Raw genomic sequence first — 25,345 nt, 5'->3', positions numbered from 1 at the left:
AAAGGTTATTATACCTAAAAGTTAAATAAAATTGGGTGGAGGTGTATCAATATCCAGATATTGAAGAAGAATGGCGGGTGTGTATCCAAAAAATGAACGCCCTGACACAATAGAATTCTCAGACTGAGCTTCTGTCACATTTATTTGAAATAAACAAAACGCATCCAATGACATGCGTCTGGTTTCTTGCACTGGTATATCGGTATTGGAATCTGGGGTACTTTCAACAATCTGTTTTGTCAATTGACACTTACCATTACAGCCCTGCTGATCGTCTTTTTGAATACATAGGTTTTTTGCTATGACTGCTTGATTTACCAAAAAATCACCTATTATCATGAGTGTATTGATATTATGTGCAAATAATATAAACACCAGAATATAGGCCGTGATTTTATGTGCAATAGTCGCAATCATTGTCCAAATTTAACCAAGATATTTTGAATTCCCTATGATATTTATCACTATCCAATCCTAATTATTAGAAGTCCTTTTTCTTAGCTTTCATGGCAATTCTCAATACCGGCAAAACCACCCATAGGGTCAATGCGGAAAAAGAAATAATCAATCCGAAATTGGTGCCGAAGAACTGTTTGAATACCGCACCGGTATATCCTAACAGTGCAGATATATCCAACTTAAGCAAGATTAAGGTACGCGATAAATCGATAGGGTTTAACATTGTCCCAATCAAAGAGAGTTTGTCTAAAGGATAATCCTCAAATATAATCAGTGACATTAGAAAGATGCCGTCATAGATAATGGCCAAAAACAACCACAGTAAAATGGCATAGCCAAAACCTTTAATTCTATTTTCATTGGATAAGGCAATATTAAAAGCCAAGGCTGTAAATATGAGGGTAAGGAACGTTCCTGTAATAAGTAATAATGAAAAATCCCATATAGCGTTGGACATGAACAAGCCGTAAAAAATAAATGGAATGCCCAGCCCTAAAATCAAGCTCATGGACAACGAAATGGCAACGCCCAAATATTGGCCCAAGAAAATTGAAGAGCGTTTTAAAGGTTGTGCTAATAGCAGTTCTGTAAACTCTTTGGAATTGTAATAATACATGACCCCGAAAATGGTTCCAATTAACGGTACCAAAACAATAATGACATTCATTAAGGTAATGACTGCTTTGGATAAGTCGTTGTTTAAAAACAAAAGTACCACACCAAGTAATAAGTAAAATGCAAAATAGACGTAACTCCAACGGCTGCGCATTAAATCGTAAAAACTATATTTCAATATTTTAAGCATGGTTTTCAGTTAATATGGATGCGATGGCATGTTCGAAATCCGGTTGATTGGTTTTATCCTTAAGCTCAGTAATACTACCTTTAAAATAAATTTTACCCTCCAAAAGGAATACGATTTCATCTGAAATCTCTTCTACAAAACTCATGATGTGCGAGGTGATCAAAATGGTCTTACCCTTAGCCTTTTCTGCTTGGATCAATTTTTTTAATCTTAATAATGATATGGGATCCAATCCAGAAGTTGGCTCGTCCAATATGACCAAAGGGCTGTCAAACATAAAGGTCAATACGAGATTTACTTTTTGTTTGGTACCTCCGGAGAGGTTTCCCAGTTTCTTATCTAAAAATGGTTCCAATTTAAATAGGCTGATGAGTTCTTGATCTAAGTTGGTCTTGCCACGCAGATCTTTGATCATGGTAATTAATTCCTTTACTCTTAGATTGTTGGGGAAATTTGCGATTTGAGGTAAATAATCGATTTTATGCCTGTAATCAGAGCCTCTTTTAATATTCTCACCTAATACAGAAATAGCACCATTATTTGGAATTACCATGCCCAATAGACATTTAATAAGCGTTGTTTTGCCTGATCCGTTTGGACCTAAAATGGCAAATATACCACCCTCTCCAATGTCTAAATTAAGGCCACTTAAAACCTCATTTTTACCAAATCTCTTATATAAATCCTTAATTTTTATCATGGTCTATGCGTTTCATTCTCGGATTTTCATCCATCAAATCGTCTGGGGTAAACACTGGGGATACCTTTTCTGAGAAATCTATCAAATCAATAAACAGACTTCGCAAAAGGATTATGGCTTCTGGGGTTCTATTCACTATATATGAAAACAATTTTACCGGTCGGTACGGGACATCGCCAATCCCATCCTTATCCAAATCATAGCCTGTATAATTACTCCAGAAATTGTTATCAAATATATTGTCATGAATTCTTCCGTTATAGGAAATATCAAATGAATTATAAAGAAAATTGTTCTTAACAATTTGATTGTCATAACATGCACCTTTTACTCTTAAGGCGTAACCATTACTTATAAAATCGTTGTTGGCATATACCAAACGGTTACTCCCTTCTACCGTGATGCCAACCGTGTTTTCCTTAAAAATATTATTCTTGAGGTTGACATCGTTTACTTCTTTCAACAGTAACCCGTAAGAAGCAGTTCCCCAATTTTTGGTAATGATATTATTTTCTACTTCCATCAATTTGGAAAACATTAGGGCTATTCCGGCACCATTGGTTTCAAACCTATTATTAATGACACTGTTGTTATTACTGAACATAAAATGCAGCCCATAGCGTACGTTGTTCTTGCTAAAGTTGTCTATAATGGTTATTTGATCAGAGAATTCAAGATAAATCCCATCTCTAACATTTCGGACATCATTGCCACGGACTTCCACATTGCTACAATACCATAAATGAATGGCATTTCCAGAATTAAATTCGGTCACAGCCTCTCCTTTAACCGTATTATTCAACACTTTTCCATTATTGGATTTCTGAAGATATATGCCAAAAAATAATTTTTCCAACACCAAATTCTGAATCGTAAATCCTTCACTCCTAACCACCCTTACAGCGGCATAATCGGTGGTATAGCTGACACCTACGTTTATAATTTTAAAACCATCCAGAGTGACATTATTTGCACCTATGGTTATAATTTCTCCTTTTTCTTGGCCATCTATCGTTGGAAGCCCCTCACCAATCAGTGTAATGCCCTTCTCTATTTTTAAGTTAGCCTCCTTATAAACACCTTTTTTCACCAGGATAGTATCACCCTCCGACGCCTGTTGAATTGCTTCATGAATTGTTTTGACCGAACAAGTGGCGCAAACCGTTATAGTTTCTGCCCATAAGTTGGTAATGGAAAACAATGCCGCAAAAAAGAAGATTATGTAGTATCTGTATTTCAAAATGAAGTAAATGTTAAGCAATATAAAGTTATTCTCATTGGAGAAATTTATTTGAAATTAATAAGGTTTCAGCAGCAAATTCCTGATCTGTTTATTAACTCAAAACCTGTTGAAATTAGTTTTATCTTATGATTTTCAAATGGTCCTGAATTTCTTTCCAGGAATAGAGGTCTCCTGTAAATTTTTCTTGGGCTTTCTTCCCCGCTTCTTCATTTATAAATGCGGATAGATTCTCTCCCATGGGACTTTGCAAGCGTTCACTGACCAAATAAGTCGCTTTTGTAGCATCAATAAGCTCCCCCGGCGCATTTAGGTCTGCTACTAAGTAATAGGCCATTTCAGTATCCTTAAACTCATCTTGTACGGAATGTACCATACATTCAATGGCATCATACTTATATACTTTACCTTTAGTCGTCACCAATTGCGATGCATGTTGCTTGTCTACAATGGTCATATCACAGAAATGACAGGCATCTGAACCGTAATTTATAGGCTGTGGACTCACGTTACAAGACATTAATATTAAGCTGACTATACTTAGGAACAAAAATTGTTTCATTTGTGCATATTTTTAAAATTGAGCAATAATATTTTTATTAGTTTGAAAAATCTACATTCAAATTTTCTGTCTGAAATTATACCTGGTAAAAGGTCCACTTCATGCCATTTAAGCAACTTGTTTAGACTCCTTTTTCCCAACAAAGAAAGCTACTACAGTAAGCAACATGCCAACAAATATCATATAAGCTCCAGTTGCTGGCCAAGAGTCCACATCAAAGTTAAGCATCTTTTGATAGCCAATCAGTGGAGGTTTATAGGTCATGGGCGTACCATCTGGATGGGTATATGCCATAATAGCTTTAGGATCTAAATCAGTACCATAATCTATTAACCATAAATTGAAATCATACATTCCCAATGCTCCCAAAACTGACATTAATACAAACCACCCAAGGAACCATTTATAGCTCACTTTCCCAATAAAACCAAGCACGCCTATGATGACGCCAAGCACCACCATAAACCCAATTACCTTAGGAAATACGTCAAATTCCCACATCTCTTCAGCTTTAGGAATGGTTTTCATCCCAATATAGTGGTTAAGACCGTCAATGTTTTGTATATCAAATTCTTCGTTACCTTCTATACCTTGAATATAAATATTCATTCCAAGTGGATCTGGATATTGTGGTGCTCCTAACATGATATTCCACAAGGGAAACTTGAATAGTCCTAACAACAAAAGCGATCCTATTATCATTATAATACCAGCTTTTTTCATAATAATTTCAAATTAAATTAACCATTCAGTTAATAGCATTTTTAAAAGAAAGGCGAGAGCGATAATTCAACTCTCGCCTCAGAATAAGGAAATAAACACTAAAACAAAATTTCCTTATTCTTATACTTTGGTCCTTTATAATTAATCTTCACCTAAAGACCAAGACAACTCAATATCGGAATCTGCTGGTGATACACGGACATAGCCTTGCATTTCCTGATGAAGCGCAGAACAGAAATCAGTACAATAGAACGGCCACACACCTACTTCTTTTGGCTCCCAAACTAAGGTTTCAGTAGCTCCTGGCATAATAAGCATTTCAGCATTATTAGCACCAATTACCGCAAAACCGTGAGGAACGTCAAAGTCTTGTTCAAGGTTTGTAATATGGAAGTACACTTTGTCACCTACCTTAACCCCTTCAATGTTATCTGGGTTAAAATGGCTTCGTATCATATTCATATAGATGTGTACGTCTTTGCCTTCGCGCACAACTTTTGCATCTGCATTAGTAAAAGAGGCGTATGGGTGTTTATTTTCTGCAAGCTTATAGATTTTTCTAGAGTTTTTTGCAATCATCTCCGCAGGGATGGCAGCGGCATAGTGTGGTTCTCCAATGGTTGGAAAATCGAGCAAGAGCTCCATTTTATCACCTGTAATATCAAACAATTGTGCAGATTGAGTCAACTCTGGTCCTGTTGGCAGATATCTATCTTTTGTAATCTTGTTTAGGGCTACAAAGTATTTACCAAATGGTTTGCGTGAATTCCCTCCAGGGATCATTCCGTGACCTACAGAGTAAAACACTGGCTGACGGTCTAAAACTTCCCAAGTTCCGACTTTCCATTTTACAACTTCAGAAGAAATAAAGAAAGTTGTATATGCATTTCCGTGTTCATCAAACTCTGTATGCAATGGTCCTAAACCTGGTTGTTTAACAACACCTGCAAGGATATCTTCAAAATTCAAGATTGGAATACCATAAGCCTCACCATCAAATTTCTTGTTTTCAATAGCATCAAGCATTTTGGTAAAACTGTGCACCGTTAGGTCGGCAGAAAGTTTTCCGTTACCAATAATATATTCTCCTGTTGGGTCTACGTCACAACCGTGAGGCGATTTTGGAGTAGGCAAGAAATAAACTGCTCCCGGAACATCCATTGGGTTTACGGTCAATACTTCTTTTAACATGGTAGACGTTGCAGAATGTGTATGTTCATCCATCACGTTATGTGCATAGTTGGCAGGCACCATTTTCCCGCCACCATTGTTAACATATTCCTCAATTTTTTTCCAGTTAATGGCAGCGATGAAATCTTTATCATTTTGTGAAGCGTTAACTTCCAATAATGAGTGAGCTTCCTCAGTATTATAAGTAGTAAAGAAGAACCAACCGTGACTCTTATCGCGTCCAGGGTGAGAAAGGTCATAGTTAAATCCAGGCATGATCAATTGGAATTTAATTCCCATTCGTCCCGTTTCTTGATCAACGCTGATAAAGGTTAAAGAGCCTTTAAAATTCCCTTTGTATTCATTTATCGGCATATCCTTCTGTGGAATTGGCACAGAAAAGCGTGTTCCGGCAACAACATACTCGGTGTTTTCGGTAATAAACGATGAACTGTGGTTACCCGCACTGTTTGGAATTTCGATAATTTCCTCAGTTTTAAAATTCTGTAAACCAATTCTGGCAATTCGAGGTGTGTTGTTACCATTGATGAAAATCCAACGGCCATCCAATTCTCCATTTGTTTGTGAAATGTCAGGGTGGTGAGAATCGTCCCAAGGCACAAACCCATAAGATGTGTTTAGCATCGGTTTGGTCTCTTCAGTATAACCATAGCCATTTTCGGGGTTTTGTGAAAATACTGGAAGTACTTTCAACATCCGCCCCGATGGCAGACCATAGACACTAAGTTGGCCACTAAAGCCTCCAGACATAAAAGCGTAGTATTCGTCAAGTTCCCCCGGTGCAACATACACACGTTCTGCTGCGTTTGTTGACAGGCCACCTTGACCCTTGCTCGACTTTCTGTCGTTTCCATTGTTACAGCTAACCAATCCGGCAGCTATAACCAAGGAAAATAAAATATTAATTGATTTTTTCATTGTCGCATTATTTTAAATTAAATTGATTTATAGTTAGTTTACTGGTAATATTACTTTATCCACGACGTGAACAATCCCATTTCCGGCTGGAACACTTGCCAATATTTTGGCACCACCCACATAAACATCCTCACCTTGCACTTCAACAGCAGCATCTTCGCCACTGGCCTGCCCCACTTTTTTAAATTTTTTCAAAAAGTCTTTAGTATAGTTACCAGGTGTGACATGATTCTTAAGGATCATGGCCAATTTTTCTTTATTCTCTGGCTTTAAAAGATCGTCTACAGTTCCGGCAGGAAGCGCTTCAAAGGCCTCATTGACCGGTGCAAAAACCATAAGAGGTCCAGCATTAACTAATGAGTTTTCCAAACCTGCTGCTTGTACAGCCGCCACTAATGTGGTATGGTCTGGAGATCCTATTGCTATTTGAAGAATATTTGGCTGCGATTCATCATCTTCTATAAAAGCTTGCCCCTGATTATTGATTTCGGTATCGGGTTGAGTGGAAAGCTCTACTGACGATCCGGTGTCTGTCTCAGTTTTGCAAGCGGCAAACGCAAGTAATGCAAACGAAATAAAGAGCATTTTAAGAGTTGTTTTCATACGTGATTAGTTTTAAGCCAAGAAGTGATTTAAATTTTCAAAAGTCGACTGGTTGTTGGAATCTATATTATAGTGTTCTAAAATATTCTACCATCTGCCTCGCCTGTTCTTCTGTCATGTGCTGGTTTGCCATTGGCGAACCGTTAAACTCTAGCAAAAGATCATGAGCAAGCGGATCATCTTTAGTCATTTCCTCAGGATTCAAGATCATGTTCATCACCCATTCTGGTGTTCTTCTTTCCAAAATTCCCTTTGGAGCAGGTCCGATAAATTTCTTATCTACTTTATGACAAGCAGTACAATTCATATTGTAAACTTCCTCTCCCTTAGCGGCCATTTCCATATCAATTGTTTCGCCAAGCTCAACGTTTTTAATCGGTCCGATACCTTTATTGGTCAAGTCTACTCTTTGAGAAGCAGGCACAGTGGATACAGGTTTGGCCTGCTCTGTAGATGCTGGTTTCCCGTATGGATCATCTTTCTTTTTCTCTCCATCACCACATCCCATAAATAGCATTACGCTCAATACAGTCAAAATTGTTAGTGTTTTTTTCATTTTTATAAAATTTAAGTTGTGATAACATTTTCAGAACTATCTGTATGTGCATCTAGTCCTCGTTAAGTTGTATTTATTGATCAAATCTAAGTCGATAATCTTAAGAAAAACATGACAATAATCATATTTCGGACAATTTTATCCTCATTATGGTTAAAATTTGGAATTTAAGGTGATTTAATCAAATTTTAAATGGTAAAACCCTCTACAACAAACCTCTATGATAAAGCGAATATGAAAGAAAAAAAAATCCTTCAAGAGCCTTATTGGTCATACCTTGAAGGATAATTTGTCGAATTATGTTCGTAATTCCTCTTGTTGGAATTTGAACTAAAAATAGAAATTAGTTGCTTGGTGTATGTGTGAATAATTTTGGTTTGAATACAAACATGGCCCAAGCCCAATTAGTGGTATTGTTTCTGTTGCCACCTTTTAAAACTTCCATGGTATCTGTTGCAAACATGTGGGAATATCCCAATTGGAAATCAATATTTGAGGCGATTTTATAGCCAAATGAAAAATCTATTTCAGTGCCCAAATAATTGTCCTTTTCATTTCCAAAACTATCAAATACATTGGCAGCAGATGAAAATAGATGCGGCACCAATTGTAGTGTTACTTTATCCTTTTGATATTTTAATGGTACACTAATGTCCAATAGTCCGACAGAGTTGATATGATTTCCAACGTAGAAATAATCCATCCATCCATTAAATTTATGATTGGTTCCGAACAAAGGATTAAAGGAGTTGATTTTATTGGAGCCTGCGTCCATATCGGTACCAGAAAGCAATTCGGCGCCGAGGCCAAAAGTAAATTCTGAATTGATTTGATAATGTATGTTACCTGCTAAATTATAAGCACTCAAATTCCTATCGGCAATTTTTCCGGTTTGATAATAAGCCGAAGCATTCCCCTTCAATTGATTCTTTCCAAAGGTGATAAAAGCACCAAGCGTTTGATTATAATCCACTTCCTGTTTACCATTCTTATCGAATGTAAACCCTGTATTGAGTGCCAATAGGCTCAAGTTTACCTTATCAAAACTGGTATGGTACCAGACATATTGAAAAGCTTTGTAATTATTGACGTCATAATCGGTTTTAAACAGCGTTTCATCCTCTTCATTTAAGGCAAGACCCACGTCCAATCGGTTTATAGAATTTGGCTGATAGCTTGCTATAAAAGCATCGTGGCTTCTGCCCGTCTGTGCCCAATCCACATTACCGAAAATTCTTGAATCGTCATAAATTATTTCTTGCCGTCCCATTTTAAATGAGAACTCCGAATCCAATTTGAATGACGCCCATGCTTCATGGATGACGGTGCCGTTCACATCGCTGGCAGATAAGGTGCTGACCTCTCCCCAAGTTCTAACATTTTGCAAGGAAACATAAGCACTAAGATTGTCACTTGCATAGTTAAAATTGAGTCGCGAACGTTGTGATATAAACGTAGCAGCATCAGCTGCATCAGGAACTAAGGTTTTGAAACCATGCCTGTATTCAGCACGTGGTCTTAATTGAAGATCAATACCAAATTCTTGGGCAAAAAATGTCTGGCTCAATGTGGCAAAGCACATTAAAAGGAGTAGTTTTTTCATGAATTTTGTTTATTAGAATCTGTTATTATTGCGTTATCGTGTAGCCATTTCAGTTTTAGTCTATTGTATGGCGGCCACGGCTTTCTCAATATTTTGAACAGTGGCATCGGAATTGACACCAAGCCCCTCCTGTTGAAATACCATTTCACCTTGATCATTAAACACGGTAATAATGTTAGAATGTGAAAAATCAATTGGTGAAATTTTCATATAATTGACTGCCACAACGGCTGCAAACTCACGGGTATTGTCTTCTGAAGAACGTAAAAATAACCATGGGTGTTTATCCATATAATTTTCTTCTGCAAACGCCTTTAAGCGCTCAGGCGTGTCAACCTTAGGGTCGATACTTACCAACACCATCTTGACATTTTCTTTAGTGCTTTTTGACAATCGCTCTTCAATATTCCGCATATCGGCCACCAATCGTGGGCACGCTGCCTTACAAGAGGTATAAATCATGACTGTAACCAACACATCACCTTTTAAATCTTCAAACTGAAGGTCTTCGCCGTTTTGATTGGTCCATGTTGATTTTATATTGAAAATTGAAAGGTCTGAAATTTCATCTGCGCTTCTTTCTGATTCCGCTATCGTTTCAACGGGCACCAAATCCATTTTACAAACTGGGCAACTGCCTGGTTCATCATAGGTTTTATCACCTTCACATTCCATTGGGCAGTAATATGCTATGGCTTCATCCGATGATTTGGAACTGTCGTTTTTACATGCAGTAAATGCTATAAAAAGAATACTACAAAGAATAAAAAGTGTTTTTTTCATAATTGGTTTGGGGTTTCAATATCTTTGGCACATCTAAATCCGAGATTCTTTATCGCGAAATTGGCTTTTATACTTCCTCTAAAGGCGTAGCGCATAAAGGCTGCGTAGTTCATCAAATCAGTAGCACCCAACGAGGCGCTTCCGCAGAATAGATTATTGTCTCCATCTTTATCTTTTCTTGATTCGCCGGAAAGCATGACCGAATTAAAATCTGAGGTCCACTCCCATACTAAACCATGTAAGTCAGACACTCCCCAATAGTTTTTTGGATTTTGACCAATTTGATTTTCATTGGATCGTGGCGCTTCATACCAAGATAAAATCCGTTCATTATAAGATTTCTTAATACGAGCATCTTTAGTGGTTTCATCTGACATGGCGGCATATTCCCATTCATCCATAGTGGGCAAACGTTTACCTTGACAGTCGCAATAGGCCTTAGCTGCAAACCAACTGACATAGGTGACAGGACTATTTAATTTAGCGCCCTCACTGAGTTCAAAGTCATTCTTCCAATTCTTCAAGTACATGCCATCTGCAAATATTTTTTTAGCGTTTGACTTTTGCCATTCTGGAAATTGCTTGACAAATTCCATATACTGCTCATTAGTGACTGGATATTTATCCAAATCAAAATCTTTAACTTCAACTACTGTAGAATCCCTTCCATATAGAGGTATATATCGTGCGCCTTCAATACGCGCCATATCTTCAGATTGCCCATAACTAAATATGTGAACAAGAATCAAAACAAAGGACAATCTGAAGAATTTGGTACGCATGGTTTGTTGTTTTTTATTAATTAATTATCTGTGCTGTCAGTTGGTCGTCGTCGGTTGTCAAAAACATCATTTTGAACTTCTCCCGATCGGGACTCAACTGCAACTTCAACTTCAATTTCAATTTTAAATCTATCCCGATAGCTCGGAATTGACTTGAACTATTTTCTACTCTCTTTTACTTTCTTCACCATTTCCGGTGTTACTACGGTTTTATTGTTGCCCCAGCTGTTATAGACATAGGTCATTACATTGGCCACTTCTTCTTGTGAAATCATCTGAGCGGTCATGATACTGTTGTACTTCTCACCGTTTACAGTAATCTCTCCACTCAACCCGAAGAGTACCGCTTCAATAGCTCTGTCAACATCAGCATTTAGATAATCGGATTCAGCCAACGGCGGAAATGCATTTGGAATACCCTGCCCTTCTGATTGGTGACAAGCAATACAGGTTTGACCGTAAATTTGTTTTCCAAACTTCATTTGCTCATCGAACGATTTAGCAGGAATATCCGATTCTTTGACCTCGCTGGTGGTTGGCATTTTTTGAATTCCCGGACCTTCTGGAAGATAAATATTATCCATAAGCTCTCCCGAGTATATTTTTTCATTTTCCTCTCCTGTAACGTTCAACAGGCCTAAAGCACCTTTATTAAACGCTCTGAATATGGAGTGATCTACCAAGACATAAGATCCTGGAACATCTACTTTAAATTCTATCATTGCTGCACCACCGGCAGGAATCAAAGTGGTTTGAACGTTCTCATTAACTAGACTACCGCCCTCAACGGTTACCTTGTCAAATATTTCTCCAATAATATGGAAAGAGGACACTAAACCGGGCCCACCATTACCCATAAAGAGTCTTACGGTTTCACCTACTTTTGCGGTCAATGCGCCATCTCCAGTCAATGCACCAACACTACCGTTAAAGACCACATAATCTGCTTTTTCGTCAACAGCTTTTTGCATATCAAAAGGTTGTAGGCCACGCTCACCGTTAGGACCGGCAGTATAAAAATCACCCTGCATCACATAATATTCTTTATCAACCGGTGGCAAACCACCTTCTGGTTCTATCAAGATAAGTCCGTACATTCCGTTGGCAATATGCATTCCAACCGGAGCTGTAGCACAGTGGTACACATATAGTCCTGGAGCTAACACCTTAAATGAAAACACCTTTTCGTGCCCAGGAGCCACAAATGATGATTCTGCACCCCCACCTGGACCATTGACAGCATGTAAATCAATATTATGAGGTAGTTTATTGTCAGGGTGGTTTTGTAAATGAAATTCGATTTCATCACCTACACGAGCTCTAATAAAACTCCCCGGTACCGAACCTCCAAAAGTCCAGTAAACGTAACGCACTCCGTTTGAAATTTCACCTTCAGCTTCGAGAATTTCCATTTTAACGATAAGCTTTTTTGCTTTACGTTTCCCAACTGGTTTAGGTACATGAGGCGGTGCCGTCAATTCTGCAATCATCTCACGACTTACAGGAATATCTTCCGCAGCCGTATATTTTTCTTTTTTTTCATTGAAACAGCTAAATAAAAACACTGTTGCAATGAGTACTGTAAATTTTAGTTTTGATTTCATATTCTAGTTATAATTGGTTTATGGTTCAAAATTACCGATATACACATATATATAATATGATTTTTGTCATATTTCGGACATTTTTGTCCTATTTAAAAAAGCCACCTAACAAACAGACTCAAAGTCTGCATGTTACATGACCTAAAATATCATCCATCATTATATATATCATATATTTTTTCTATATTTTAAATGTCATTACCGGAAGATTGGCTCGATTTGCCAAATCTTCAGAAATACTACCTTCAAAAAAATGAGCCAATCCTTTTCTTCCATGGGTTGGCATCACGATCAAGTCAGCGCCAAAGAGATTTGAAAAATTCATAATCCCTTGTTGTATGGTATAGTCAGAAACATAATGCACTTTATTTAAGTTGTTCATATCTCCTTCTGCCTTCATTAAAAAGTTGGCCACGTTTTTCTCCATTTCCGTCGTGCTTTTAAAGTTCTCTCCAGGAACATTCACATATAATAAATGCACGTTGGAAGTTTCTCCCAACAAATTTAAAACACGTTTATAAACGTCCACACTCTTTTCTGTAAAGTCTGACGGAAAAATAACCGTTTCAAAATTTAAGTTGCTCGGTTTTTGCTTAATCACCAAAACTGGAAGTTTAGAATGACGTACTACTTTTTCAGTATTGGACCCTACAAAAACCTCGGTAAACCCACTTACACCATGCGATCCCATAACAATCAAATCGGCTTGATGTTCTTCTGCCACCTCACTGACCTCACTGAACACCTTAGAATATTTGACAATTGGCGTCACTTGGACACCTTTCAAATAATCCTTGCTCAAGAACTCATCAAATTTCTGTTGTGCAATTTTCAAGAAAAACAACACTCTTGGTTTGGGGCCATCATTTGAAGCGGTCAAAATGGCATCGGACATTTCTAACATGTGCAAAGCAAAAATCTCTGCATTATTCTTTTTTGCCAATATTGCAGCAGCTTCTAAAGCATATTCAGAATATTTGGAAAAATCTATGGGAACAATGATCTTTTTCATAGGTAGGTTTTATGTATTAAAATGATTAAAAATAAAAGGTACTAATATTTAGTTAAAGAGACAAATGAAAATCTCTATCAACTATATGTTTTAAAGCGCAAATTCTTACACAGTCATTGAAAACAATTGTGTTTCAGGTTTTTTTCTTTTTAAATGCAAATCAAAGGCCATGCAAACATTTCTAACAAATGGTTTCCCTTTTGGCGTAATAGTCAACTGCCCTTCGCTACGAACCAGCAAACCATCTTGTTCCATTTCTGTTAAATATGCCAAGATCTCTGGCAGCTCCTCAAAATAGAGTGTATTTGGTGTCCATGAGGTTTGGAAACGACACATCAAATTAAGAATGTGTTTTCGGATGATGAGATCTTCTGAATTTAAAATATGACCCTTCACTACAGGAATTATGCCCTCATTAACCAAATGGTAATAATCTTCCAAGTTCTTAACGTTTTGCGCAAATCCGTACCAACTATCGCTAATTGCCGATACGCCCAAGCCAATCATCGCCTTGGTTTTTGATGCGGTATATCCCATAAAATTTCGGTGGAGTTGATCAGTAATCATAGATTGGTACAAGGAATCTGATTCTAACGCAAAATGATCCATTCCAATTTCATGATAACCTGCCTCAAAGAGTAAGGTCTTCCCTAACTCATACTGCTTTCTTTTAGCCAATCCAGAGGGCAGATTACTCTCGTCAAAACCACGTTGCCCGTTGCCCTTTATCCATGGAACGTGCGCATAACTGTAAAAGGCGATCCGGTCGGGTTTGAGAAGCTTCGTTTTGGCTATGGATTCCCGAACATGTGCTTCGGTTTGAAATGGTAATCCGAAAATAAGATCATGTCCTACCGACGTATAACCAATGGCTTTGGCTTGCTCAGTCACTCGTTTGACATTCTCAAAAGGTTGGATTCTATGAATTGCTTTTTGCACGGTTTCATTATAATCCTGCACCCCAAAACTGACCCGTTTGAACCCTAGGTCATAAAAGGTTTGCAAATGCTCGGCTGTCGTGTTATTGGGATGACCTTCAAAACTGAACTCATAACCGTCGGCCAATGTAGCACGTCTTAAAATACAATTAATGAGCATGCTTAAATGTGTAGGCGAAAAGAAGGTTGGTGTACCGCCCCCAAAATGCATTTCTTTTATTATGGGTCTCGACGGTAACAGGTCGCAATAGAGGTCCCATTCTTTGACTAACGCATTTATATATGGAATTTCAACACTATGCTGTTTTGTAATTCGTTTATGACAGCCACAAAACGTGCATAGACTCTCGCAGAATGGAAGGTGGATATAAAGACTCAATCCTTCCTCTTCGTTGCTTTCGTTAAATGATGTAAAAAGCGAATCCTTCCATGCTTTCAAAGAAAATGTGTCATCAATCCAATACGGAACCGTAGGATAACTTGTATATCTTGGTCCAGCCACATTATACTTATCTATCAATGACTTTTTCATTTTTGTATCGATTAAATCTGCCTCAAAAATATCTTAAATAGGTTATTAAAAATATGATATAAGTCATAAAACTCCTTCGTTTTAAAGTAATTTTAGCCCACAGATCAACACAGGTCTATGGAAGCTTTTTGAGATGGATCTTAATATTTTACAATCCCTATAGCTAAATAGACGTAAAATTACTGTAACTTTAATCCTTCATAATTAATTTATAAACACTAAAAACAATAATCATGAAACGAATATCACTGATACTCTTAGCAGTTTGTGCTTTGACCATCACGACTTCTTGTAAAAATGACAAAAAGGAAACTAAGGTCGATGAAACAAAAGAAATATCAAAAGAGGCTCCTGTCAATGAAGTTATAAAATTGCAAGTGGCATTGGAAGCCAAAAGCGGCAGCGATGTAAAAGGTAACGCTGTGTTTACTGAAGAAGATGGCGTGGTTACTCTGGTTGTAGTCCTTGATGGACTTACCGAAGGTGAACATGCGATCCACTTACATGAAAAAGCTGATTGTTCAGCAGATGACGGCACCTCTTCCGGAGGACACTGGAATCCAACCAATCAACCACACGGCAAATGGGGCAGTCCGGATGGCTATCACAAAGGCGATATTGGAAACCTTCAAGCCGATGCCAATGGAAATGCAACCATTACAATGTCAACGGACGAGTGGTGTATTGGATGTGGCGATGCCAATAAAGATATTATAGGTAAAGCCATAATTGTGCACGAAGGTGTTGATGATTTTGTAAGTCAACCAACAGGTGATGCAGGCGGGCGTATAAGTTGCGGAGGAATTATTCAATAATCCGTCACGTTAAGATATCATGACAAACCTAAGCCACTTTAATTAAGTGGCTTTTTTCTTCTCAATTTTAAATTTACATAAGAATATCTAAATAATTTATATGCACTTAGACGTATTGATTTCAAAATTTCAACAAAAAGACGAAAAAGCATTTGGAGAGCTCTATCATATGTATGGTGATAGCATGCATGGCGTCATCTATAATATTGTGAGAGACCATACCATTGCGGAAGAAGTCATGCAGGATGTTTTTATAAAAGCCTGGAATAACGCAAACAGCTATTCCGCCGAAAAAGGACGATTTTTTACCTGGATTTTGAACATTGCCAGAAATGCTGCCATTGACAAAACGCGGTCTAAAGCATTTAAGAACTCCAGAAAAAACCTGGATGCTGAATATTTCGTAGATATTCTTCAACACAGTGATAATTTAGATAATCAGACTGACGCCATTGGCATCAAAAAGTTTGTGAGCCAACTTGCCAAAAAATGTATTGAAGTGATTGAGCTTTTGTACTTCAAGGGATTTACCCAAAAAGAAGCCTCAGAAACTCTTGACATGCCCATAGGCACCATCAAAACACGAAACAGGAATTGCATTAAGGAACTAAGAACTATTGTACTCAAATAATATGGATATCAACGCTTACATAGCATCTGGGATTTTAGAGCTTTACGTAGCCGGAGCACTCTCCGAGGACGACAACAAAGACGTCTATCAACTCATGCGCAAACATCCCGAAATCCTTCAGGAGGTTTTAGAAATAGAAGCTGCCATTATTGAACTTACCGCTGCCACCTCTAATAATAAGAGCACAGCAATACTTCAAAGCATCAAGGACAAATTAACCTTTACTCCATCAGACACCCAGACTAAAATCATTACAATTACTAAGCCGAAATACAATTGGTTGACCTATACTGGATGGGCGGCAGCGATAATTATTGGCGCCGGATTATTCTGGACGCTGAACCAGAATAAAACACTCGAATCCAATTTAAATACTGTCGAAACAGAAAATACATTTTTGGAGGAGCAGATTTCAATTTCCAGAGCTGAGCTTGCTGATTCAAAAGAATTGCTGGATTTCCTGCGTGATAAAAACATCATTTCAGTACCATTGGGCGGTCAAGGCGAATTTGCAAATAGCTACGCCAAAGTGTACTGGAATCAAGAGGATAACCGCATTTACTTAGATGCTCAAGGACTTCCTGAAGCACCATCAGGAAAAGTATATCAGGTGTGGTCTTTAAAACTCGATCCGTTAACGCCAACAAGTTTAGGAACCATTGATGATTTCAATACCGATGACAATAAAATATTTGCCATTGCCAATGCCTACAATAGTGAGGCCTTCGGAATTACATTAGAACCGGAAGGTGGTAGTGAAACACCAACTATGGATCAATTATACACTTTGGGTATGGTGAGCGCGCCAGCGCCATAAAGAAAATCTTTTTTGAAAGAATCAGCAAAGTCCTATTAATTTAGGGGCACAACTATTTTAAGAAAGCTATGTATATATTGTGTCTACGGAATCTTAAGTTTAAAAGGATGAAAAACCGATTATATGAAATACCTTTTTACAATAATATTATTAGGAATATCAACAATTAGTTTCTCTCAACTTAATTGGACTTATGAAAAAGTTCAAAAAAAATATGGCATTGAAAATATTACTCAAAATAAAGCTGAGGAAAAATTATTTCAGGTAAAAGCATTAAACGAAACTGAATCCATAAAGTTTACCTATAACCTTGAAAACATAGTGGATATAATTGAAATTGAAAGCTCAAAACCAATAAGTAATGACAGGTTCCATAAACTGGCACGAGAGCTCAATCCGAAATTTAAATTGACTTCTACCGCCGAGGCGAAAACCTCAAACTTTTATTACGATTCCAAAAATCAACTACTCAACGTTAAAGTTTATAAAACAATTAAAAAGTCTGAATTGCATAAGATTTTTTTCATAGCTGACCCTGGAGTCATCGCGGCGTTAATTCCTGACATTGCAAATTGGAAATAAGTACCACGCTCCCCTATAATCGATGGATTGTCATTGCTCTCTTTAAAATCTAATCGGATTTTAATTTCAGTTTTATTTACTTACTTTAGTGTCTTTACAACTAACCGGTTTTAGTTAAACCCGTTAATAATCGTTGATAAGAACCGTAAAAAACAACCATTATGAGTAATTTAAAAACCATTAAATCGGAGATTGATAATTATGCCAATAGCTCAAAATTGACTGGATTACAAATTGTTGAAAAGCTCGAAAAACACTATTTCAATAAAAAAGTGAACGAAAATTTAAAGTTGTATAAAAAAGGTAAGAAAAAAGTGAGCGATATAACAAAAGACTTAAAAATATCACCACGAAAATTTTACGCCATTTTGAAGGAGAAGAAAATTGAACATAAAAAATACAATAAGCAATAATCAAAAATACCGCATTTGACATTTCGTACCACAAGCTTATATGTATTGACCTTTACAGGGATGGAAAAGCTTAAAAACCCGCTGGCGGATATAAAATTGAGAAACTTGGAGTTTTAAACTGTACTACAAAGTTTGAGAATAAGATTGATGTTTTTATTATTTACCTGTTCATTCTTTGGGCAAGAAGAACCTATAGTTTTCTACACTGAAGGCGGAGAAAAATAAGTAAACAACAATTTATTGAGACCAAGGATTACAGATAGATTTTAGACTTATGTTTTAAGAACGATACAACTCAAATCGATTTATTGGTTACACGGAAAAAATTTGGTCAACTCGATTAAAAATCTTTCAAAAATCTAAAATCCTATCTGACCGAATTGAGTAATAAGCAAATTGACATAACTCAAAACATTGCCATTAACTATTTGACAGCATATCCCAAAAAGATGAGACCACAACCTCACGATCAGGTGGAATGTTTTGAAGAGAGATTACCTGAAAAAACTATATACAATAGCGAAGGTTAATCAGGTTCTGGATGAATTCAATTGAATGTGATAACCTCATATATTTTCATCATAAAAAAATAAATTGGATAGCTGATAAGGAACAATATACTTAAAGAGCTGTTTTTCCTTTAGGAAATGAGCTACGGAAATTATAATTTAATAAAGCCAGACGATATATCCTATTATTTAGGAGAACATAGTTAAAACCAAATTTGGGAAAATTCTAAATTATTCTTCTTTTAGTTACAGAATGTCATTACGATCAGAGTGTTTTTTCAATCTACTCGAAAAATGCTTATAATCCATACTACCAAAATTTTAAAATGGAAGGCTCTCGATTAACCTTTTAATTTCTTTAAATTCGCAATTGACATTGCCATGCGTTTCTTGGTAAATGACTAAAGCCTTGCTCAATTAAAAGAATTATGTTGAAAAGAATTTTTATTTACAGTATTTTTTCTGTCCTATTGTCATTGACAATAGTATCCTGTGGATCTAGTACAAACTTAGGCACACCCTCTCCTACCGTCAATTCTAAAGCGTCACAAAAAAAGCCTTATGTGCTATTGATTTCCTTAGATGGTTTTCGTTGGGATTATGTAGAAAAATACAAACCTCAGCATCTCAGTAATTTTGTTGAGAATGGTGTCAGCGCCAAATCGCTGATCTCAACCTTCCCTTCTAAAACATTTCCCAACCACTATTCCATTGCCACAGGCATGTATCCTGACAATCATGGCATTATAAGCAATTCCTTTTATAGCACTAAGAAGGACAAAATCTATAGCATCCGAAACCGAGAGGTTGTGACCGATGGCGATTTCTACGGAGGCACCCCAATCTGGAGTCTCGCTGACCGAAATTCTATGGTTACCGCAAGCTATTTTTTTGTAGGTTCTGATGTAGAAATACAAGGTATAAGACCAAGCTACTCTAAAGATTATGATGGCAAGGTAAAAAATGAAACCCGAATCTCACAAGTATTAGAATGGTTGGCCTTACCAAAAAAAGAAAGACCACATTTAATAACCATGTATTTTTCGGATATGGATGATACAGGTCATAGATATGGTCCCAATAACGAAGCAGAAATTCAAAAAACACTCCATAGTTTGGATAAGAATTTAGGCGTCTTACTCACTGGCCTGAAAGCATCCGGTTTGCCTATAAACATCATCATTGTCTCAGATCATGGAATGGCAGCGCAATCTACAGATAAACTGATACCGATTGAACGCATTCAAAATAACGATTTGTTTCTTGCCATCGATAATGGGTCAATGGTCAACATTCATCCGAAAAAAGACGTTGAAACTGAGGTTGTACTCGACTACCTAAAGCAAAAAGAAGATCATTTTAAGGTCTATAAAACGGAAGACACTCCAGGATTTGAATATACACCAAAAAATAAGGATTGGGGTGCCATCCAATTGATACCAGATGTTGGCTATTATTTTTCTAATGCAAAAAATATAGCACTTTTGAACCAAAACAACATTAAAACTATTGGTGTGCATGGCTTTGACAGCAACGACAAAGATATGCATGGGATATTTTACGCCAATGGTCCTGCCTTTAAAACTGGACATACCATACCTTCATTTCAAAACATTGATATTTATCCGTTAATCTGTGACATTCTAGGTTTTGAGATCCCTGCTAACATTGATGGCTCATTAAGCATAGTGCAAGATATTTTGAAACCTGACAATGATTGATTAAATTGTAGAAGTGGAGAACCACTAGGGTGATCACAACCGACATCTATAACTTTAAAGCTATAAAATCATGGAAAAAGTAACGCCACCAAAGGTAAAAACATTAGCAGAAGGCAGCGTATTGGTCGCCAAACAAATGCAGGCCGACGCCGGTCAACTATTGCCAGAACATCTTGCCAATCTCGAATCCATTGTGTTTGTCCGTGAAGGCGAATGTATCTTTAAAATGCACAATGAAGAACAAATTTTAAAACAAGGCGATACGATTATTGTACCACCCGAAGTCAGGCATCAAATTAAAGCCATTACCGATTTTAAAGGGGTTCATTTTATGCCCAAAGAGATCAAGTTTAAGTTCTTCTGACTCGTTATTTCTGCTTAATAAATCGCTCCGTATGCGTGTAATTGGAGGGGTACGCGCCTACCTGCAAGGATAATGGGCGTAAGGAAAACTCGAAATCCAAAGCTTCTACCTTGCCATCTTTGCCTAAATGGAATTGCATAAATTCTTCACGTTGCGCAGGGTTTTTCCAAACTGCCCTAAAGGTGTCGTAATGCCAATGCTCAAGTTTAGCTTCCAAACCATCGGTGTCCCAAAAATGTAATACCAATTCCTCACCCTCTTTTTTAACTTCTACTTGTCCGTATCCCTCAGATTGGTATAGGCCTATATAGGCATCCAAGTCTAAGCTCGGCTTTGTTTTTAATATTTGAGCTTGATGAATTTTTTCTCGGGCTTCTGCAGCTCGTGCAAATGACCTTTTATAGCCTTGTAAATATCGCTCATTCCAATCGACATCACTTTTTCCTAAATAGGCATCCATCACCCGATAAGCAACAGCATTGCCCAAGCTATTGAAATTGTTACCTACCACAATGATTCCCAATTCCAATTCCGGCATGAGATACATGGCCGTATTGAAACCATCGGTTGCACCACCGTGGGTTAATACACGTTTTCCATTATAATCGGTAATGGTCCAGCCAAAACCATAGCTGCTCTGTGCTGCCATGGCATCTGCTGATGGACGGGCCATCTGTGGTTTGTGGATCTCATTCATTTGTTTCTCACTAATAATGGTTTTCCCTTTATACTCGCCAGCAACTCCCAATTGCATCAACATCCATTTATTCAGGTCGTTTATTGATGCGTTGACACCACCGGCAGGCCCGGCATTATCCCAATTTCTTCTTGAAATCGGCACTACTTTTCCTCTAATCTCTTGATGTGGATAGGCTTGATTATCATTAGATTTTATCTGAGTGATGCTTGTACTTGCAGAATTCATTTCAAGTGGCTCAAATAAGCGTTCTTTTAAAAAGTCGTCCCAAGTGCGTCCATCAGCATATTCAATCATCTGCCCTGCTAAGGAGTACATGACATTATTGTAAACAAAAGATGAACGGAACGGTTTTTCCAGTTCCATATAGCGCATCTGATACAGAACGCTGTCTCGTGAGCTATTGGTCATAAACTGAAGTCTGTTACCTAATTTTCGTCCCAATCCCACCCGATGGATCAAAGCATCGCGAATGGTGATTTCCTGGGTCACCCATGAATCTTTTAACTGAAACCAAGGCATATGTTTTGTGATTTTATCATCCCAATCTATTTTTCCTTCATCTACCAAAATACCAAGGGCTGCAGCGGTCATGTTCTTACTGACCGAGGCAATACTGAAAATGGTATTGGCATCAACCTTCTCCCCACTTCCCAAACGTTTTTCTCCAAACCCTTTAGCATAAACCACTTCACCATCTTTTACAATACCCACTGCCATACCAGGAATTTTCCAATCCTGTCTGCTTGATTCCACCCACGCATCGAAATTCTTAGGCAACGATTCTTGGGCCACAATTGAGGTAAAAAATAAACTTACAAAAACGAATAACACTATCTGATAGCGCTCAAAAGAAATAGAAGTCATAATAAATTGATTTTAAGCAAAGATACTGACAAGTTTACACATCTACCACCATGTGATTAACATGCAATAAATATCGTAAGTTAGTGGCATAATCAGCCCTGAAAGGGCGACATATTTATCCCCAGGGTGACAGTCCTGGGTAGCTCAAATAGGACTATAAAAAACGAAACCTATGTCACAATCATTAGTCAAAAATTATCTGCACATTGTATTCAGCACCAAGTACCGCCAAAAATTAATCGATGAATCCATCGAAGATGAACTCTATAAATATCTCGGTGGCACCTGCAACAATTTAGGGTGCCCGGCTATAAAGGTCGGCGGTTATCAAGATCACGTCCATATTCTGTGCTTATTATCTAAAAATATAACGTTGGCAACGCTTATGTCGAAATTGAAAGCTAATTCCTCAAAATGGATAAAAACGAAAGGGGATGCGTATCGACAATTTTATTGGCAGAATGGTTATGGCGCATTTTCTTTAAAAGCTTCAGAGGTTGATGTGGTCATTCAGTATATCGCCAACCAGAAAGAGCATCACAGAAGCAAAACTTTTCAGGACGAATATCGTGCATTCCTCGAGAGCAACCAGATGGAATATGATGACCGCTATATCTGGGATTAGAGAAGAATGTCTAAGTAAACAAAAACTTAGTATTAGTCAAGTATCTCGCCCTTTCAGGGCTTAATTTCTCATGACATTCATAACTCAAGACTGTCGCCTTGAGTTATGCTATGGCGCCCTTTCAGGGCTGTATCCCTTATAGATATACATTCTCACTTCTCAAGTCTACCGCCTTGAGTTATGACATGACGCCCTTTCAGGGCTACATTCTGATCTCTGAAATATAATGACGAAAATTATGAGCTTTATGAGCTCTGAAAGAGCGCCATATATTAGCATTGGGCTAATGAAAAACACCAATTCACCAAACAGCCCTGAAAGGGCGACATACACATTATTCCCCAGACATTCATAACTCAAGACTGGCGTCACGAATTATGAAGTGGCGCCCTTTCAGGGTTACATCATGTTCTCTGAATTATAATGGCGAAAATTATGAGCTTCATGAGCTCTGAAAGAGCGCCATACATTAGCATAGTGCGTAGGCCTATGCTAATAAAAAACACCAATTCACCAAATAGCCCTGAAAGGGCGACATACACATTATTCTCCAAACATTCATAACTCAAGACTAGCGTCACGAATTTTGAAGTGGCGCCCTTTCAGGGTTACATCATGTTCTCTGAATTATAATGACGAAAATTATGAGCTTTATGAGCTCTGAAAGAGCGCCATACATTAGCATTAGGCGTAGACCTATGCTAATGGAATAAACCAATTTACCATTTAGCCCTAAAAGGGTGGCATACAGGTTATTCCCCAAACATTCATAACTCAAGACTAGCGTCACGAATTATGAAGTGGCGCCCTTTTAGGGTTACATCATGTTCGCTGAATTATAATGGCGAAAATTATGAGCTTTTGAGCTCTGAAAGAGCGTCATATATTAGCATTGGGCGTAGACCTATGCTAATGGAATAAACCAATTAACCATATAGCCCTGAAAGGGCGGCATACTCATTATTTCACAAGTTTATAAAATCGCGTTGGTCGGTATTTATTTGAAATTTGTAGTTCCTTTTTCAGTGCTCCTTCACGATCAAGAGCATAGACCCCATTGAAATTAGGCGCAATGGCATTGGGCACCACCATAAAAAGTCGGTCGTCCACAATATTGAACACATTCATCCGCGAGGCTGGATTGGATGCTGGCACTTCCAATTTGACGTAATTTTCGGGGGAAGCAGTATCAAATTCATAATAGGAAAGTTTTAAGCCATTCCGAGTTTCGACCTCTTCACTGGACTCAAATAAATAAGGATCCTCGGATATGTGCAGATATAGTTTATTATTATACGACATTATCGATTGCGCGATCCTACCCTCTCCAAACAACGATTCAATATCAATCTCCCATTCCTCATCAAATTCTGTTTCACCAGCTTTGATTCTAAAGATTTTTGAAGGTGTATGCTCATTAAATTGATTCCAGCCCCAAGAACAGAAGTATAGATTTCCGTCCTCATCTTTAGTCGTCGGATTATTTTCTGAAACAAAAAAACCAACTGTTTTAGCGCCGTGATACTGAATAATTTTATCGAAGCTAACACTCGGTATATCAATAACCGCCAAATAGAAATTTTCTTCGTCTTCAGAAATCAGATTGAAATTAGCTTGTTCCAAAAACACAACACTCACATAAAGTTTATCGTCTTTATAATCCAACACCAACGATCCCGTTCTTACCAAGTTATTCCCAAAGTCATCCTCAAAGCTCACATCAGGTCGAAATGCTTTAATATAAGGGCGTAAATCTAATGCGTCTCCCAGTTGCATCGTCAATGGATTGAAAGACTGAATGGTTTGTCCGCCACTGTCTTCGTTATAATAAAAGCCCAAGCTATCGTTTACCAAAGCCAACTTACGAGACGGAAAGAGGTTGCCCTTGCCAATATAGATTTCGCTATCAATAAACACTTGGTCGGACGTATTCAGGCTGAGTCGAAAGAGCCCAGGTGTGGACGAATAGCCTCTTTTATCCTTGGCCATACTAAAGATGAAATTCTTGAAGAACTGATGTCCTGATGACGTTGACGGATCTGAATTGACAAAAATTTGATTGTCTTGAATCAGATCATATTCCTTATCGGCTTCCAATCCCTCCAAATCAAAATTAAAAAATCGGGTGATATCGGCTGTGGAAGCATCCTCGGTAGCTAAAACATAATTATTGGAAGTATAATCCAACTTTGGGTTTTTATTCTCATCATCCAGATTTTTAACCTCACAGGACATCAATCCGAACAACAGGGCACCAACACAAAAGTGATATATAATTGAAGACTTCATACGC

General features: G+C 37.6%; 25 protein-coding genes. 8 read left to right on the top strand and 17 right to left on the bottom strand.

The genetic code is table 11. The annotated features are described in order from the left end of the window. Positions 1-21: 21 nt before the first annotated feature. The 15 genes from H3Z82_RS00660 to hemN all read right to left on the bottom strand — a co-directional run bounded on the left by H3Z82_RS00660 (position 22) and on the right by hemN (position 15,011). On the bottom strand, positions 22-417 hold the full coding sequence (locus tag H3Z82_RS00660; RefSeq protein ID WP_182201948.1) for a hypothetical protein: 396 nt from the start codon (positions 415-417) through the stop codon (positions 22-24). Between the two features lie 64 nt (positions 418-481). Next, positions 482-1,264: an ABC transporter permease gene (locus H3Z82_RS00655; protein WP_182201947.1), complete on the bottom strand. Its 783-nt coding sequence runs from the start codon at positions 1,262-1,264 to the stop codon at positions 482-484. Then, complete coding sequence (locus H3Z82_RS00650; protein WP_182201946.1) at positions 1,257-1,964, bottom strand: ABC transporter ATP-binding protein; 708 nt, start codon at positions 1,962-1,964, stop codon at positions 1,257-1,259. Before H3Z82_RS00650 ends, H3Z82_RS00655 begins: the two co-directional genes overlap by 8 nt. Continuing rightward, a complete protein-coding gene (locus tag H3Z82_RS00645) occupies positions 1,951-3,204 on the bottom strand; it encodes a nitrous oxide reductase family maturation protein NosD (protein ID WP_235982196.1) in 1,254 nt (417 codons plus the stop codon). The genes H3Z82_RS00650 and H3Z82_RS00645 overlap by 14 nt, the downstream gene beginning before the upstream one ends. Positions 3,205-3,325: 121 nt before the next feature. Beyond that, a complete protein-coding gene (locus H3Z82_RS00640; protein ID WP_182201945.1) occupies positions 3,326-3,766 on the bottom strand; it encodes a nitrous oxide reductase accessory protein NosL in 441 nt (146 codons plus the stop codon). Positions 3,767-3,874: 108 nt separating this feature from the next. Next, positions 3,875-4,489, bottom strand: a complete 615-nt coding sequence (locus H3Z82_RS00635) for a hypothetical protein (RefSeq protein ID WP_182201944.1) — start codon at positions 4,487-4,489, stop codon at positions 3,875-3,877. 141 nt (positions 4,490-4,630) lie between these two features. Then, the gene (nosZ, locus tag H3Z82_RS00630) at positions 4,631-6,598 is read right to left on the bottom strand and encodes a Sec-dependent nitrous-oxide reductase (protein WP_182201943.1); all 1,968 of its coding nucleotides are present in this window, start codon (positions 6,596-6,598) and stop codon (positions 4,631-4,633) included. Positions 6,599-6,631: 33 nt separating this feature from the next. Then, positions 6,632-7,201, bottom strand: coding sequence for a fasciclin domain-containing protein (locus tag H3Z82_RS00625; RefSeq protein ID WP_182201942.1), 570 nt, complete (start codon positions 7,199-7,201; stop codon positions 6,632-6,634). 67 nt (positions 7,202-7,268) lie between these two features. After that, positions 7,269-7,757, bottom strand: a complete 489-nt coding sequence (locus tag H3Z82_RS00620; RefSeq protein ID WP_182201941.1) for a c-type cytochrome — start codon at positions 7,755-7,757, stop codon at positions 7,269-7,271. A gap of 343 nt (positions 7,758-8,100) precedes the next feature. Further along, positions 8,101-9,360: an alginate export family protein gene (locus tag H3Z82_RS00615; RefSeq protein WP_182201940.1), complete on the bottom strand. Its 1,260-nt coding sequence runs from the start codon at positions 9,358-9,360 to the stop codon at positions 8,101-8,103. 60 nt (positions 9,361-9,420) lie between these two features. Next, positions 9,421-10,143 (bottom strand): SCO family protein, encoded by a 723-nt coding sequence (locus tag H3Z82_RS00610; protein WP_182201939.1) that lies wholly within the window; start codon positions 10,141-10,143, stop codon positions 9,421-9,423. After that, on the bottom strand, positions 10,140-10,925 hold the full coding sequence (locus H3Z82_RS00605; RefSeq protein ID WP_182201938.1) for a formylglycine-generating enzyme family protein: 786 nt from the start codon (positions 10,923-10,925) through the stop codon (positions 10,140-10,142). Before H3Z82_RS00605 ends, H3Z82_RS00610 begins: the two co-directional genes overlap by 4 nt. A gap of 158 nt (positions 10,926-11,083) precedes the next feature. Beyond that, positions 11,084-12,529, bottom strand: coding sequence for a copper-containing nitrite reductase (gene nirK, locus H3Z82_RS00600; protein ID WP_182201937.1), 1,446 nt, complete (start codon positions 12,527-12,529; stop codon positions 11,084-11,086). Positions 12,530-12,710: 181 nt separating this feature from the next. Beyond that, positions 12,711-13,541 carry a universal stress protein gene (locus H3Z82_RS00595; RefSeq protein WP_182201936.1) on the bottom strand — a complete coding sequence of 277 codons (831 nt, stop codon included), beginning with the start codon at positions 13,539-13,541 and terminating at the stop codon, positions 12,711-12,713. A 105-nt stretch (positions 13,542-13,646) separates the two neighbouring features. Continuing rightward, positions 13,647-15,011 carry an oxygen-independent coproporphyrinogen III oxidase gene (gene hemN / locus H3Z82_RS00590; RefSeq protein WP_182201935.1) on the bottom strand — a complete coding sequence of 455 codons (1,365 nt, stop codon included), beginning with the start codon at positions 15,009-15,011 and terminating at the stop codon, positions 13,647-13,649. A gap of 233 nt (positions 15,012-15,244) precedes the next feature. Here hemN and H3Z82_RS00585 point away from each other — a divergent pair, with 233 nt between their 5' ends. From H3Z82_RS00585 to H3Z82_RS00555, 7 genes are all read left to right on the top strand, one after another. Further along, entirely contained in the window at positions 15,245-15,826 is a 582-nt protein-coding gene (locus H3Z82_RS00585) for a superoxide dismutase family protein (protein WP_182201934.1), read from the top strand. A 100-nt stretch (positions 15,827-15,926) separates the two neighbouring features. Beyond that, entirely contained in the window at positions 15,927-16,457 is a 531-nt protein-coding gene (locus tag H3Z82_RS00580; RefSeq protein ID WP_182201933.1) for an RNA polymerase sigma factor, read from the top strand. A gap of 1 nt (position 16,458) precedes the next feature. Further along, positions 16,459-17,274: an anti-sigma factor gene (locus H3Z82_RS00575; protein WP_182201932.1), complete on the top strand. Its 816-nt coding sequence runs from the start codon at positions 16,459-16,461 to the stop codon at positions 17,272-17,274. A gap of 123 nt (positions 17,275-17,397) precedes the next feature. Next, positions 17,398-17,856, top strand: coding sequence for a hypothetical protein (locus tag H3Z82_RS00570; protein WP_182201931.1), 459 nt, complete (start codon positions 17,398-17,400; stop codon positions 17,854-17,856). Between the two features lie 161 nt (positions 17,857-18,017). Next, on the top strand, positions 18,018-18,269 hold the full coding sequence (locus H3Z82_RS00565; RefSeq protein WP_182201930.1) for a hypothetical protein: 252 nt from the start codon (positions 18,018-18,020) through the stop codon (positions 18,267-18,269). Positions 18,270-19,206: 937 nt separating this feature from the next. Beyond that, on the top strand, positions 19,207-20,499 hold the full coding sequence (locus H3Z82_RS00560) for an alkaline phosphatase family protein (protein WP_182201929.1): 1,293 nt from the start codon (positions 19,207-19,209) through the stop codon (positions 20,497-20,499). A gap of 70 nt (positions 20,500-20,569) precedes the next feature. Next, entirely contained in the window at positions 20,570-20,863 is a 294-nt protein-coding gene (locus H3Z82_RS00555; RefSeq protein WP_182201928.1) for a cupin domain-containing protein, read from the top strand. Positions 20,864-20,867: 4 nt separating this feature from the next. On the opposite strand, the gene H3Z82_RS00550 is transcribed toward H3Z82_RS00555, so the two are convergent. Next, the gene (locus H3Z82_RS00550; protein ID WP_182201927.1) at positions 20,868-22,427 is read right to left on the bottom strand and encodes a serine hydrolase; all 1,560 of its coding nucleotides are present in this window, start codon (positions 22,425-22,427) and stop codon (positions 20,868-20,870) included. Between the two features lie 172 nt (positions 22,428-22,599). Between H3Z82_RS00550 and tnpA the strand changes: the two genes are divergently transcribed. Continuing rightward, positions 22,600-23,052 (top strand): IS200/IS605 family transposase, encoded by a 453-nt coding sequence (tnpA, locus tag H3Z82_RS00545; protein ID WP_182201926.1) that lies wholly within the window; start codon positions 22,600-22,602, stop codon positions 23,050-23,052. A gap of 960 nt (positions 23,053-24,012) precedes the next feature. On the opposite strand, the gene H3Z82_RS00540 is transcribed toward tnpA, so the two are convergent. After that, positions 24,013-25,341 carry a hypothetical protein gene (locus H3Z82_RS00540; protein ID WP_182201925.1) on the bottom strand — a complete coding sequence of 443 codons (1,329 nt, stop codon included), beginning with the start codon at positions 25,339-25,341 and terminating at the stop codon, positions 24,013-24,015. Between the last annotated feature and the right edge of the window lie 4 nt (positions 25,342-25,345).

It is taken from the genome of Gelidibacter maritimus (genome assembly GCF_014062315.1).
GTDB classification, from domain to species: domain Bacteria; phylum Bacteroidota; class Bacteroidia; order Flavobacteriales; family Flavobacteriaceae; genus Gelidibacter; species Gelidibacter maritimus.
The sequence above is the reverse complement of the archived record's forward strand: the minus strand, read 5'-3'. Positions and strand labels throughout refer to the sequence as shown.